Source organism: Paenibacillus ilasis (assembly GCF_043195395.1).
Classification (GTDB): domain Bacteria; phylum Bacillota; class Bacilli; order Paenibacillales; family Paenibacillaceae; genus Paenibacillus_AQ; species Paenibacillus_AQ lautus.
This window is the reverse complement of the sequence record NZ_JBHDJG010000001.1, coordinates 4,037,662-4,052,244: the sequence shown is the minus strand read 5'-3', so window position 1 is coordinate 4,052,244 and position 14,583 is coordinate 4,037,662. Positions and strand designations below refer to the sequence as shown.

General features: G+C 48.8%; 10 protein-coding genes and 1 pseudogene. 7 read left to right on the top strand and 4 right to left on the bottom strand.

Annotated elements, in window-relative coordinates:
- Positions 1-25: 25 nt before the first annotated feature.
- On the bottom strand, positions 26-658 hold the full coding sequence (locus tag ACETK5_RS18325; RefSeq protein ID WP_071223676.1) for a GNAT family N-acetyltransferase: 633 nt from the start codon (positions 656-658) through the stop codon (positions 26-28).
- 286 nt (positions 659-944) lie between these two features.
- On the opposite strand from ACETK5_RS18325, the gene acsA reads away from it, so the two are divergent.
- Positions 945-2,669: an acetate--CoA ligase gene (gene acsA, locus ACETK5_RS18320; protein ID WP_394057079.1), complete on the top strand. Its 1,725-nt coding sequence runs from the start codon at positions 945-947 to the stop codon at positions 2,667-2,669.
- Between the two features lie 256 nt (positions 2,670-2,925).
- On the opposite strand, the gene ACETK5_RS18315 is transcribed toward acsA, so the two are convergent.
- Positions 2,926-6,030, bottom strand: a complete 3,105-nt coding sequence (locus ACETK5_RS18315) for a transglycosylase domain-containing protein (RefSeq protein WP_394057078.1) — start codon at positions 6,028-6,030, stop codon at positions 2,926-2,928.
- A gap of 117 nt (positions 6,031-6,147) precedes the next feature.
- Between ACETK5_RS18315 and tyrS the strand changes: the two are divergent.
- Positions 6,148-7,141 (top strand): annotated as a pseudogene (gene tyrS, locus ACETK5_RS18310) (tyrosine--tRNA ligase); the annotation flags it as partial.
- 61 nt (positions 7,142-7,202) lie between these two features.
- Here the strand turns inward: tyrS and rpsD are convergent.
- The gene (gene rpsD, locus ACETK5_RS18305; RefSeq protein WP_100536080.1) at positions 7,203-7,805 is read right to left on the bottom strand and encodes a 30S ribosomal protein S4; all 603 of its coding nucleotides are present in this window, start codon (positions 7,803-7,805) and stop codon (positions 7,203-7,205) included.
- Between the two features lie 532 nt (positions 7,806-8,337).
- Between rpsD and ACETK5_RS18300 the strand changes: the two genes are divergently transcribed.
- From ACETK5_RS18300 to ACETK5_RS18280, 5 genes are all read left to right on the top strand, one after another.
- Positions 8,338-10,329, top strand: a complete 1,992-nt coding sequence (locus ACETK5_RS18300; protein WP_394057075.1) for a sensor domain-containing diguanylate cyclase — start codon at positions 8,338-8,340, stop codon at positions 10,327-10,329.
- Between the two features lie 103 nt (positions 10,330-10,432).
- Positions 10,433-11,260 (top strand): hypothetical protein, encoded by an 828-nt coding sequence (locus tag ACETK5_RS18295; protein WP_243390613.1) that lies wholly within the window; start codon positions 10,433-10,435, stop codon positions 11,258-11,260.
- Positions 11,261-11,388: 128 nt separating this feature from the next.
- Positions 11,389-12,504: an aminopeptidase gene (locus tag ACETK5_RS18290; RefSeq protein WP_100536083.1), complete on the top strand. Its 1,116-nt coding sequence runs from the start codon at positions 11,389-11,391 to the stop codon at positions 12,502-12,504.
- Positions 12,505-12,599: 95 nt separating this feature from the next.
- Complete coding sequence (locus tag ACETK5_RS18285; RefSeq protein WP_071223684.1) at positions 12,600-12,845, top strand: HPr family phosphocarrier protein; 246 nt, start codon at positions 12,600-12,602, stop codon at positions 12,843-12,845.
- Positions 12,846-12,995: 150 nt separating this feature from the next.
- The gene (locus ACETK5_RS18280; protein WP_009589686.1) at positions 12,996-13,283 is read left to right on the top strand and encodes an Fpa/YlaN family protein; all 288 of its coding nucleotides are present in this window, start codon (positions 12,996-12,998) and stop codon (positions 13,281-13,283) included.
- 118 nt (positions 13,284-13,401) lie between these two features.
- Here ACETK5_RS18280 and cax read toward each other — a convergent pair whose 3' ends face one another.
- Positions 13,402-14,475 (bottom strand): calcium/proton exchanger, encoded by a 1,074-nt coding sequence (gene cax / locus ACETK5_RS18275; RefSeq protein ID WP_100536084.1) that lies wholly within the window; start codon positions 14,473-14,475, stop codon positions 13,402-13,404.
- Positions 14,476-14,583: the final 108 nt, after the last annotated feature.

The following is a 14,583-nucleotide window of genomic DNA, read 5'->3' as shown; positions in this document are numbered from 1 at the left end:
TTTTTTTTATTTATTTGATATCAACTTAATACATAAACCGCTGTCTGAAACGGATACGATCGAATTGTTCTTGTGACGAAAGCGGTACGTGCCGCCCGATTCTGACCATGAGACAGTTGGCGGGATGGGAGCAGATTTCAGGATCATCGGTTGCATACCACTCCATATCCACGATTTTCATTAACCGTTCCATCATTTTGCGGTAATCCCATACGTTAAGGCCGCTTCCTTTTAGATCCCAATGCCAGTAGTACTCGGTCGTAAACACGATGTAACGCTCCATCTGTTCTTCTTCAAATGCAGTCTTGATCATCTGCTGCCCAAGTCCCAGAGAACGGTAGTCTTTCGCTACCTCGATGGCACCAAGTTCAATCAAATCTTCCATATTGCCCTCAGACCAGCGTTCCTGCTCATCCGGGTGATGAAACGTTACATATCCAACGATCATATCTTGGTCTCTCGTGATGATGATTCTGCCTTCGGGCAGGCCTGCAATTTCCACCAATGCCTCATGCTGCTCCGCAGGACGACGAAAAGCCTTGAGATCAGGGTGCATGGTTAGTTCGGATAGTTGCTCGGGAGGTACAGGTCCTTCGATGATCAGGCGGCGGTCTTCAGGGAACAGAACATGAGACTGGTATACCTTGCAGTGTTCCATCCGTTACGCTCCTTTCAATTCCATACCCTACTTATAGCAAAAAAATAAAAAAATGAAAAGCAATGACAGGCAAACAAGAGCTATGATATAATCTTTTCGACATAAAATCTTCACATTTGTGTCGTACTTAACGATATGTTTCCTTGCGAATTCTAGGGGTTAATGACTCGATGACTGCGACAACGTGACGACCCACCGCAATGTGTAAAATGTATGTTTCATTCAATCATTTTGTAAGCGCTGTCCACTATGAGGAGACCGATTTGAGAATGAGGAGGATGTTATCATGAATCAAACGCATAGCGAAATATTGCCAAGTGAAGTTTCGCATTCCAATATGAAGAGTTACGAGCAGGCACGCTCCGAGTTTTCATGGGACGAAATCGAAAGACATTTTACTTGGTATGAGACGGGCAAAGTGAATATGGCGTATGAAGCTATTGATCGTCATGTAGCAGAGGGGCGAGGAGATAAGGTAGCTCTCCTGTACAGTGACGCCAATCGTGAGGAATCTATTACTTATGCGCAGCTGAAAGAGAAATCCGACAAGTTCGGTAATGTACTCCGCAAATATGGCGTTGGCAAAGGTGATCGGGTATTTATCTTTATGCCGCGCGGCCCTGAGCTCTATGCCGGTTTGCTGGGCATTCTGAAGGTTGGCGCCGTGGTCGGCCCATTGTTCGAGGCGTTTATGGAGACGGCTGTAAAGGACCGTCTGGAGGACAGTGGAGCTGTTGCACTGATTACGACGCCTGCACTGTTGTCGCGCGTGAAGCGGGATGAGCTGCCTGAACTGAAGCATATTTTTGTCGTTGGCGATATTGAGGAAGAGGACTCGCGGCTAGTAAGCTACCACGAGGAAGTAGAGGCTGCATCAAGTGAGCTGGACATTGAATGGCTTGAGCGGGAAGATGGATTGATCATGCACTATACATCAGGCTCTACCGGGAAACCGAAGGGCGTGTATCACGTGCAAAATGCCATGATTCAGCATTATTATACGGGCAAGGTTGTATTGGATTTAAGGGAAGATGATATATATTGGTGCACAGCCGATCCGGGCTGGGTAACCGGTACGTCCTACGGCATTTTTGCACCATGGTTGAACGGTGTCACCAATGTCATTCGCGGCGGCCGTTTCAGCCCGCAGGATTGGTACAGCACTTTGGTAAACAATAAGGTAACGGTATGGTACAGCGCTCCGACCGCATTCCGCATGCTGATGGGTGCGGGTTCCGAGCTTATCGACCAATATGATTTGAGCCATGTACGGCATATTTTATCCGTTGGCGAGCCGCTTAACCCCGAGGTAGTACGTTGGGGACACAAGGCTTATAACCAGCGTATCCATGATACATGGTGGATGACGGAGACCGGCGGACAGCTGATCTGTAACTACCCGGGGATGGCAATCAAGCCAGGATCCATGGGACGACCGCTGCCAGGCATTACAGCCGCTATCTTGGATGATCAAGGGAAAGAAGTTCCTCCGTATACGATGGGCAACTTGGCAATCAAGACACCTTGGCCGTCCATGATGAGAGCGATCTGGAATAACGAGGCGAAGTATGAAGAATACTTCCGAATTCCGGGCTGGTACATTTCAGGTGATTCGGCCTATATGGATGAAGAAGGATACTTCTGGTTCCAGGGTAGAATAGACGACGTGATTAATTCGTCCGGTGAGCGAATCGGACCGTTCGAAGTCGAGAGCAAGCTGGTTGAGCATCCGGCTGTCGCTGAAGCAGGCGTGATCGGCAAGCCTGATGTAACCCGTGGCGAGATCATTAAGGCCTTTATCTCCTTACGTGAGGGGTATACACCTACTCAGGAGCTCAAGGATGAAATTTACCGTTTTGTGAAGGAAGGACTTTCCGCTCATGCCGCGCCTCGTGAAATTGAGTTTAAGGATAAACTTCCGAAGACGCGCTCCGGTAAGATCATGCGCCGTGTATTGAAAGCGTGGGAACTGGATCTTCCGACAGGCGATCTGTCCACGATTGAAGATTAAAACCATGATCAAGACAGGGCTGACTATGAAGATGGTGACCGTCATTTTCATAGTCAGTCTTTTTTCTGTCGCAAGAAAAAGTACAGCTTAGCGTGGTCTGTCCTCTTGGAATTTCGTCGATAAACGTTTTTCTTTAGATATCGAAGAGTATAAACTTCGACATGGACTAACTGCAAGCATCTGCTTCAGCTAAAAATAAAACCAGCCCATCTAACAGATGATCTCTGTAGAGGGGCTGGTTTTTTAATATAATCATCTATTTTTTCTCAAAATATACGGCTGGTGAAGCGGCAGATTCACCGATTGGATTGACGGCAGTTACTCTAAAGGTACCGCCGATCGGGTTACCAGAGGAGTAGTAGAACTCCGTGCTCTTACTTGAGCCAAGAATCTGGTAATTGCCGTCACTGTTTGGACTGATGTAGATGTTGTAGACCATCACTTCTTCCTCTGGAGCATTACCGCTCCAAGTGGCTTGAAAGCCCTCAGGGGTAGCTGCGAGGGTCGGCTGACCTGGTGCAGACGGTACGGTAGCAGCACCTTCATTCCCAAGTTCCAGGTCGATATTCGGATCTCCCTCAGTGACGCCGTCACCAGGATTTTCGATGTCGTCCGGATTCGTGCCGTTATCGCCTGGAACTTCGAATCCAGGTGCTGTGCCGCCCACAATTGCACTTGGCTCAGATGTTTTGCCGGCTACGTCAACGGCGACAACGTAATAGGAAGTAAACATTCCGTCAGCTCCAAGTCCCGAGAAGACAAGGCTCTCGTCGCCAAGCACGACTTGCCCTTGATGTGTAAACGGGCTGCCGTTAACGGACTTAAAGAGCCGGTATCCGACAACATCAGGAGATCCGCTGGCATTAAAGCTGATGGACCCGCTGCCCATCGAATAATGTACGTTTTTCGGTGGGGTAGGGGCTTTGCCGTCATCTGTTCTAGGGTCGACCTTGCTCGGCATCCCTTTCTTCGCGTCCTGCGGGAGATAAGATTCCAGCGATCTCTTTTCACCTTTCATGACCTTCAGGGCGTTCTGGAGCTCCACAATCAGCTCATCAATAGGCTTTTCACGCTTGATTACGATTTGCTCTCTCAACATATCCAACGGCGTTGCTTCCTGTGGAATGTAATTTACACCCCGATAGGTGAGGTATTTTGCTTTTGCGATACCATCATCGCTTTCGGTAGGCACAAACTTCGCGTTGAACAGATCCGTTACGAATTTGTCCGTTAAGGAAGTCGGAAGCTTGCCGCTGTAAGCGGAAACCGTCTTGGACGTTATGCCTTCAGGCTTCTCGAACGTTTTGGTTGGAAACAGCTCCGGCTTAACGTCCGTCACTTCGTTCATGATTCTGGCCCAAATGGCCTGGGCGTGCTTGCGCTGGTCTCCAACGAGCGTATTTTTTTGCTCCTTATATCCGACCCATACGCCAAGCGTAACATCGGGCGAGTACCCCATGAACCAGACATCCCCGTAGTTCTGGGTGGAGCCGGTTTTACCAACGACCGGAACCTCATTGAATTTCTTGTACGTGTCCCTGACCTTGCTGGCTGTTCCGTTCGTGATGACGGTACGCAGCATATCCGTCATGAGATACGCGGTTTGTTCGGAGAACACCTGCTCCGGTTTCACTTCGTGTTTATAGACAATATTGCCTTTGGAATCCACGATTTTCTCAATCATGAAAGCGTCCGTGAATTTGCCTTGATTGCCGATGGAACTGTATGCATTCGTAAGCTCTTCCACTGTCACGCCGTAATGCAATCCCCCCAGTACACCGGTTGAAGCATTATAATCGTCTTTCTCCAAGGTCGTGATGCCCAGCTTCTTGGAAAACTCCCAGGCCTTCTCAATGCCGACCGTGTTGTTAAACAGCTTGAGCGCCACCGTATTGGTCGAATCGTTCAGCGCCTGTCTTGCGGTCATCAATCCTCTGTACCCGGCGTACGAGTTTTTAGGGATATGGAATACTTTGCTGTAGTCCTTTAAGATGATCGGTGAATCATCGACCACGCTGGCAGGCTGAATCGCTCCCGAATCGAGTGCCGGTAAATACGCAGCAATAGGTTTCATGGCAGATCCAGGTTGTCGTTTCATTTGTGTCGCGTAGTTCATTTGTTCTGTGTTAAAATCCCTGCCCTCAATCATACCGAGAATGGCGCCGGTTTTGTTGTCGATCATCATCGCGGCGGTTTGCTCCATTCCTTTTTCGGCGCTGTCAGGCAAGTAGTTGCTGTTATCCTCTGCGATCGAGCGCATGGTCTTGTATAATGTCCGGTCGATGGTGGTGTAAACACGGTAACCGCCGGTGCTGAGCTGAGCTCGGGAAGCATCCATCAGATCGGAGTTTGCTTGCGTGCCTTTAGCGTTCTCTTCGGCTTCCTCGCCCAGTTGCATCAGGATATTTGATGCTTGGCGTTCTACTTCCATCATGAGATAAGGATAAGTCACATAGGCCTTCTGCGTGCGAGGAGCAAGCGATTTTTTGATATCGAATGCCTTGGCCTCTTCATACTCGGCTTGCGTTATTTTACCTTCTTCCAGCATGCTTGCCAGCACGCGGTGTTGGCGGTTTATTGCCCGGTTGAATGATTTCTCGTCAAATTCCCCCTTGCCGTTGAAAGCAGAGTAGGAGGACGGCAGCTGCGGAAGACCTGCCAAATATGCAGCTTGGGCCACATTCAGATCATTCAGATTGTTGATGTTAAATATACCTCTTGCCGCAGCTTTGATCCCGAACAGTTGGTATCCGCTGGAACCGTTGCCGTAAGGAACCTTGTTCAGGTAGGCAGTTAAAATTTGGTCTTTACTCAAAAAGCGTTCCATCCGCATGGCAAGCAGCATTTCTTTTACCTTGCGGTTATCGGTTTTGTCGCGACTTAAAAAAGTGAGCCTGGCCAGCTGTTGTGTCAACGTGCTGCCGCCGGTTTGAACCGGCTCGTTCAGCACGCGTTCCTTCACGGCCCGAGCGGTACCTTTTATGTCAACACCCTTATGTGTATAAAAACGGTTGTCTTCTATGGATACGACGGCATCCTTAACAAGCTGGGGAATATCCTTGAATTCCACAGGTCGTCTGTCTTCTTCGGTTCTAAGCTGCCCGATCGGTGAGCCATCCGCGAAGTAGGCGAAGCCCGTTATGGCATTGTCGTTCACCGTATTCTCGATGAGAGCCCTGGATCTTACCGGCTCATTCTCAACGATAGAGGTCACGTAGCCAGCTACGGCTCCGCCGGCGAACAAAACGCCCATCAGACCTACCACAAAGAGCCATCCGATGACGGATCCGAGCACCCGCAGAAAGGACCGTTTACGCGGTTTCTTCTGTTTTTCAGGCTCTTGTTTTTTCTCCTCAACCATGAATGTATACTCCTCCTTTTAACGCACCTATTATAGCATAAATCGAAGGTTTTGAATCATGTGTCCCTATATAGCGTGTCCTTTTTTGAGGAAGATTGACTATTTCGGAAAGCATATGGGGACTTTACGGGCAGGGTTGGAGATCCAACAGGCAAATCCGAAACGCGTAAGCAATTGTCGGAAGAGGATGTGAGGCGGCATGCGGAAACGTACAAAAAACAAATATACAAGGTATTGGATCCTGAAAAAACGAAGGTGTACAACAATTCCGAGTGGCTTGCGCCGATGACTTTTGCCGAAGTGGTCAGCTTATCGGCAAAGGTTACGGTGGCACGGATGCTGGAGCGCGATGATTTTACAAAACGTTACCAGGGCGGACTTCCGATCAGCATCCATGAGTTTTTTTACCCGTTGATGCAGGTATGGATTCCGTGGCGCTTAAGACCGATGTCGAGCTTGGGGGGACGGATCAGAAGTTTAACTTGCTGATGGGACGCACCCTGCAGAAGGAATATGGCTCAGAACCTCAGGTTGCGATCACGATGCCGCTTATCGAAGGGCTGGACGGCTTACAGAAGATGAGTAAGAGCTTGGGCAATTACATCGGTATCGATGAAGAGCCGAATGAGATTTACGGTAAATCCATGTCCGTTCCGGATGAGCTCACGCTCAAATACTTCAGCTTGGCCACGGATATGGCCGGCGAGGAGGTAACCAGACTGGAGAAGGGGCTTCGGGACGGAAGCGTTCATCCCCGGGATGCCAAGATGAGTCTCTCCACACGCTCGTTCGCATGTATCATGGGAGGGAGGCTGCGGATGCTGCACAGCAGCATTTTGTGACCGTCTTCCAGCGGAAGGCACTTCCTGAAACCATCGAGGATTACGTTGTACCGGGCGGAGAACTGGAGGATGGAAAGATTACGCTTATCAAACTGCTGACACTGCTCGGTTTTGCCGCTTCTAATGGTGAGGCCAGACGGAGCATCCAGCAGGGGGCCGTAAAATGGAATGGTGAGAAGTGCAGCGACATCTACGGTGAGATCGTTCCTCGGGATGGGGATGTGGTTCAACTGGGCAGGCGTAAATTTGCCAGATTGAAGCTTTTTTGAGGTTTCACATAAAAAAACCTGAAGGCCGAGGCCTTCAGGTTTTTTGGGTTCCGAGTTAATCTTAACGGTTGTAGAATTCGACGATTTGCTTCTCATCGATATCTTGGGAAAGTTCGGAACGTTCTGGAAGACGGATGTATTTCCCTTCCATTGCTGCTTCATCAAACTCGAGGTAAGCTGGAAGATGTACGCGGTTAGCCAAAGCTTCCTTGATGGAAGAGAGGCTGCGGCTTCTTTCACGAAGACCGATTACATCGCCTGTGCTTACAGCGTAAGAAGCGATATCGACTTTCTTGCCGTTCACAGTCACGTGACCGTGAGCTACCAATTGACGAGCACCCGCACGGGAGTTGCTGAAGCCAAGACGGTAAACCAGGTTGTCCAGACGGCTCTCAAGCAGGAACATAAAGTTCTCACCAGCGATACCTTTCATGCCAGTTGCTTTGTTAAACAGAGTTTTAAATTGCTTCTCGCCCAAGCCGTACATATGACGCAGCTTTTGCTTTTCTTGAAGCTGCATACCATAGTTACTTACTTTTCTCCGTTGGTTAGGACCATGCTGACCTGGAGGGAAAGGGCGTTTAGCCAATTCTTTACCTGTACCGCTCAGGGAGATTCCCAGACGACGGCTTAATTTAAATTTAGGACCGGTGTAACGTGCCATGTTATATAGACTCCTTTTTAATTAAAGTTTCATTAGGGCTCTATTTGCGCCGTATTTGTTTGCTCTAACCGTAATCGCCGGAAGATCTGCCAGGAAAGTTCAGCCGCTGTCCTGTCAGTAACAAATAACGTGAGGGTGACACAACCCGCCCAAATTCATGGAATGCATTGCATTCTTACTCAACAATAAATATTATATGAAGTAATGATATAAAGTCAAGTTCAACCTGCAACTTACTATAACTTGGTTTTTGTCTAATTTTGTCGATAGGACCATGGACCTAAAATTATTGTGAAAAACGCATAAAATCTAATGCAAAAATGGGTAGAAAAGAGTAAGATGATATTGGATTAAGTAGTCTCATTTATCTAGTTACATATCGTAACATCTTTTGATGTATATCATCACCCTCCCAACATGTTGAACAGCTGGGTTACCGCCATTCATGCGGCAGCCAAAAGGATCCTTACATTATGAATCGGAACGCCAGTCTTGGATAGGCCTTTTATAATGGTGCAAAGGAGCGCCCAATATGTCAGAAGATCAACGGAAAGTGTATGAAAGCTCTCCCGGCTCTGCAGTTACGTTTAATGATGCCGGGCCAACTCCCGGAAACGAGCCTCGTTTTTGGCTTCAGAGCTTGGATATTACACCTCATGATTTCCCTTATATTCAGCCTCTCATATCAGACAGCTATCTGGAGTGGCTAAGAGAAAGCACAGGCACACAGGCGATGAAGAGATTCAGCTGGGCCCTTCTTTCTCATGAGGGAGCTTGGCTGACAGGGGCGTCCGAAATAACGGAATACCTTAATGCAAGAGAAGATGAGACGTTATCGCTTGTTTTAAACTCCAAAGAAGCCGCCCAAGGGATGGGGAAAGGTTCGTTTGAGGGAAAAGTGCTGTGCGCTGTCCCGCTCTTCACTCGCATTCATGGTGATGTATTTGCGGTGATGGTCAGTGTTTCCTCGCATGCGATGGAGCCGGAACAGTCACTTATGCTGACAGAAACGTACGCGTTATTGTTTCGTTCCTGCTTCTATCGGAAGCTGGAATACGTATTTGCTGATGATCTGGAGAGCGTTCACACTCAAGCTGAGCGTGAGGTGCACAGGCGTTCCATCATGTTTCAGTATGTAAAGCGGATGCATGTCCAGATTAATGTGGACAGTGTGCTGGTGGAGGCTATCGACAGTGTTCTGGCGCTGTATCCCAAGGCCAAAGTCGAATTGTTTATGTCTCAGGACCATGAGAGCGGACATCCGCTGGTGCGTCCCCTGCTGCTCCATCATTGGCAGAAAGAGGTTTATGTCCGCACATTTATGGAGGGTACCCTCACGATTCATGAACATGAGGAACCCGATTCGATCGTGGAAATCGGGATTCCCATGGGAGGCAAGCAGGGCGTTTATGGCGTGCTCCATGTGGAAGTGGACAAGTCTGAGCTGCCCGATATGGATCTGGAGCTCCTCGGGATGATGGCCGATGCTGCGGGCACCGCGTTTGAGAATGCCAAATTGTACGAGCAGTCCAATCTGATGATTCATGAGCTCCGTATGATTAATGAACTGACACAGCGATTGAACAAAAGCTTGCATTTGGCGGAGATATTCCAATTTGCCAACCATGAGCTGCTAAAGATTCTAGAGGCCGATTACTGCTGCATTTTGATTTATAACGAGGAGCTTGGCGGTCTTGAAGTGGTATCCTGCAACGCCGAGTGGCTTGCCAAAGAGGTCTTTGAGAAGGATTACGGTTTAGGCGGCCTAGTCTATCATTCCAAGGAGCCGCTCATCCTGTCAGACTATCACGAAGAACGTCCTGCGGAATCCCGGCTGATGGAGAGCACTCATTCCAGCTCGATGATTGCTACTCCGCTTACTGTAAACGGTGAGGTACGGGGCGTTGTCCTTCTCACCCATGCGAAGCGGCATTATTTTTCGTATGACAGCTATCGGTTGCTTCAAGCCCTGACAAGCCATATTGGTCTGGCTATCGGCAATGCCTTTTTGCATGCGGAAGTGAGAAGAATGGCAAACCGGGATATGCTGACTGAATTGTATGCGAGGCATTATCTTGATGAAATGATTCATGAATGTCAGAACCGTGATTTTTGCGGTTCTCTCATTGTGGTGGATATCGATGAATTCAAGCAGGTCAATGATACGTTCGGTCACCAGCGGGGGGACAAAATTTTGAAGCAGGTCAGCAGTATCGTGAAGACTACGATTCGTCACAGCGATATTCCGGCCCGTTGGGGCGGCGAGGAGCTTGCCGTGTATTTGCCGGGACTTGGCATTCAGCAGGCGATGCAGGTCGCCGAACGGATTCGCATAAGGGTATCGGAAGAGACCGATCCGCGCGTAACGGTATCCTGCGGAATTTCTGAATGGAACTGGACCAATGAGAAGATCAGCGTGGAGACCCTCTTTTATCGAGCGGATATGGCCCTGTACGAAGCGAAGAACGGCGGCCGCAACCGGATTGTCGTGGAGAGGGCCGAGGCTGAAATCGGATTGGATTAAATACCCTGCAGCTATTTAGTGGCTGCAGGGTTTTTTATGTAATCTGCATAATGTGATGGGCCGCGGATAGCCTAAGAACAAGATCAACGAGGGGCTGATGATTATGAGAATGGGAAGATCACGGAGCGTCATCGGAATGGTTTTGTTCGTCTTTTGCTTAACCGGATGTGCCTGGCAGGAACAATTGTCTGCCGAAGAATCGTTTAACCGCGCCCTATCGGGGCTGTCCGGCATTGATAATTTCTCTTTTCGGGGAGAAGCGGCGATTCGGAGCGGAGAAAACGGACCGTTTCAGCAAAGTTTGGCATTTGAAGGCAATTTGCAGCATCATAAGGATCTGACACTATCATCAAGGGACAAGGGCACAACAATTCGCAGTGATAAGGTATCTGCGGATTCGGTATATAAATCGGATGGACTTACCGTGGCGCTGAAGCGCAAGGAAGGCAAGTGGAGCACGCTCTCTTCGGGACATGCCGAGGAATTGTGGATGACCCGCCTGAATCCGCTTGAACTGCTGGAGTATATCGGAAAGTCGGAGAAGACGGTAACCCAGGAACTGGGGGCGGCAAGAGGAACCAAGGTGCTGCGCATTGAGTTGTCGCCGGAGGCGGCTGCCAATATGGTCTACGCATCGCTGGATGAGCAGATGAAGGCGCTGGCGGAGAGGATCGAACGCAAAGGAGATCCGCTGTACAGTGAAGATCCGAAGGTTCGTAAACAACTGAAGGCCGTGTGGGAGCGGGACTATACTGAAATGAAGAACATGTTGAGCAAGGCCGATACCGTTTCGGTCTCTCATGTAACCATTAACAAAAAAAAGCAACTTCCTACCAAACTGACTATGGAACGAACATTGTTTTTTGTAGACGAACAAGGCAGAACACGCACGGAAACACTGCTGTCCGATGTTACGTTTACCGGTTATTGAAGGAATAACCATGAAAATTTTTTTAACGATGAACGCTGACTTAGGGCTGTTCGCATGCTACAATAATTTATAAATTTACCACTGTTCAATTCATGTAGGGAACAGTCATCATAAGGAGGATATGACATATGCGTGATCCCAGAATTCAAAAACTAGCTCAAAATCTCGTGAACTATTCGGTAGATATGCAGCCAGGCGAAAATGTGCTCATCGAAATGATTGGATCGGAGCGCGATCTGCTGAATGCCATCATTGAGGAGGTTGCGAATCAAGGTGGCCGCCCGTTCGTGCAATTGACAGATCGTACGGTTCAACGTGCAATGCTGAAGAACGCAAATAAGGAGCAGCTTGAGCTGTGGGCTGAGCTGGATCTTGAGCGCATGAAGAAAATGGATTGTTACATCGGTATCCGCGCAGGCGAGAACGTCAACGATATGGCTGACGTGCCTGAGGAAAACATGAAGCTGTACAATGCCCTTTACTCGCACCCCGTACATAGCGAAGAGCGTGTCAAGCGTACGAAATGGGTGGTTCTCCGCTATCCGAACGCCAGCATGGCGCAGCTTGCCAACACAAGCACGGAGGCATTTGAGGATTTCTACTTCGATGTGTGTAATCTGGATTACTCCAAAATGGACCGCGCCCAGGATCCTTTGGCCGAGCTGATGAGAAATACCGACAAGGTTCGCATTGTGGGACCGGGAACGGATCTCAGCTTCTCGATCAAAAACATCGGCGCGGAGAAATGCTCCGGTCAGAAAAACATTCCGGATGGCGAGGTGTACACAGCGCCTGTTCGTGATTCGGTTAACGGAACGATCTCATACAATACACCGACCCTGTACAATGGCGTAACCTTCGAGAATATTAAATTCCGCTTTGAAAACGGAAAAATTGTTGAAGCAACCGGCAGCGACACGAAACGTTTGAACGAGATTTTGGATTCGGATGAAGGTGCAAGATATATCGGCGAGTTTGCCATCGGCTTCAACCCGTACATTTTGACACCGATGAAAGATATTCTGTTTGATGAGAAAATCGCCGGAAGCCTGCATTTTACGCCAGGTCAAGCATATGATGTAACAGACAACGGCAATCGCTCCTCGATTCACTGGGATCTCGTTTTGATCCAGCGTCCGGAGTACGGCGGCGGGGAAATCTACTTTGACGATCGCCTGATTCGCAAGGATGGTATATTTGTTATTCCAGAGCTGGCAGCGTTAAATCCGGAAAATCTTAAATAGATTGGAAAAAATGTTGCATAAGAAAACGGATTCAATGTATCATGAAGGTGCAGTGATGAGCTTTATTCAGATCCTAAAGTTACGGAGGGATTCGTATGTCCAATAACAATCAATCTATCGTAGAAATTTCGCAAACCGCTAGCCAGTTCTCATCCTCCATCGTTTTGCAGGCGGAGAACAAGTACATTGATGTTAAGAGCATCTTGGGTCTGTTCACAACGCTTGTCAACAGCCAAAGCTATGAACTGCATGTACACGGACCTGATGCTGATGCAGCTAAAAAAGCAATGATCGACGTATTCACCAAGCATGGTTTGAATGTATCCGTCGTGGCTGAATAACAGTCGCCAAAAACACCCTTCCATAGAATGGAAGGGTGTTTTTTCGTAGAGAAAGGGTCTATTTTGTTCAGGTCCTTGTATTGAGAAACGATTTCGACTAATATTAAAGATAGTAACTGTGCTGTGATTTTTGACATAGGGGGGAAGATCATGACTTCATCTGATTTACAGGAACAGCTGAATCTCAAAGCGATCAGTCTTCTTCATGAAGATGCAGATAAAATCCTAAAGCTTATTGAAGTACAGATGGAGAATCTGGCGACCCGTTATTGCCCTCTCTATGAGGAAGTGCTGGATACCCAAATGTACGGTTTTTCAAAAGAGGTTGATTTCGCGGTGCGGGCCGGGCTTCTTCCGGAAAGTACGGGAAAGCAGCTGATCAGCAAGCTTGAACGCAATCTGGCGGTCCTGTACGAAGCCATGAATCAATCCAAATAGCCTGTACTTGTACAGGCGCATACATAGAGAAACGCATGTCGCACTCAGGCGGCATGCGTTTTTTCACTTGTGGATCCTACATCATGTATACAGCTGTGTGAGCTGAGCGTTCCTTACTTTAGACGAGAAAGAAGGAGACGCCCAGTATGACGTAAACGGCGAGCAGAAGCAGGCCTTCATACCAGTTGGAGGCACCGTCCTGCGTGATGGATCTGGCAATGAATACGGCGACACCGATAGCAACCAGCTCCAGCGTGGTAAACACGAGATCCATCGTATCTCCGAGGAAGAAGCTGATGAACACGAGCACGGGAGCAACAAACAGGGCGATCTGCAGGCTGCTGCCGACGGCAATTTCAACGGCGGCGCCGATTTTGTTCTTCATGGCAAGCATGATGGCTGCACTGTGCTCGGCGGCGTTACCGATAATCGCGACCAGGAAGGCCCCGATAAACAGCTCGCTGAGGCCATACTCGTGACTGATGGGTTCAAGCACCCCGACAAGCCATTCGCTGACAAACGCAACCATCACGGTGGCGACAACAAGGTATAGAATCGAGCGTTTCTTGGACCAGGTGGGACCGTGCTCATGCGGCAGTGCATCCTGGTCGTGATCGTCGCTGACATCTGCCAAGTAATTTTTGTGGGTGATCATCGAGAATCCAAGCCATGCGATGTAGGCCACGATCAGAATTCCCGCCACAATGAGGCTGAGCGTCTTGGTCTCACTCTCCGTAATAGAGTGGGTATTGAGAAAGACAGCAGGGATAAAGAGCGCGATAATTGCCAGCGTCATCAGGGATCCGTTCAGGCCTGCCAGCGTCACGTTGTATTTCTGGATTTTAAATTTGAGGCCCCCGGCAAACAAGCTGAGCCCGAGGACGAGCAGCAGGTTGCCGATAATGGAGCCGGTGATGCTTGCCTTGACCATATCGTACAAGCCTTCCTTGATCAGCAGGATAGCAATGATCAGCTCCGCCGCGTTACCGAAGGTGGCGTTCAGGAACCCCCCGAGCCGTTGACCGGCGTAATGCGCAACGCTTTCGGTTGCTTTGCCGAGAAAACCGGCGACAAAAATAACCGAGATGGAAGACAGAATGAATTGGAGTGTGAAGTTCCAATTTGCAAAGTGGCCCAGCGCGCTAAGCAAAAAAGTGAAGATGAGAAGCGCGGGATTTAGCCATTTTTTCATAACCGACACCTACCTTATGGTTTATGTACTGATGAGTCCGCGCGAGTGGAATCGACGATTCTCGTATCGCTTTCTACAATATACCCAAATTTTTCGAAAAATTATCCC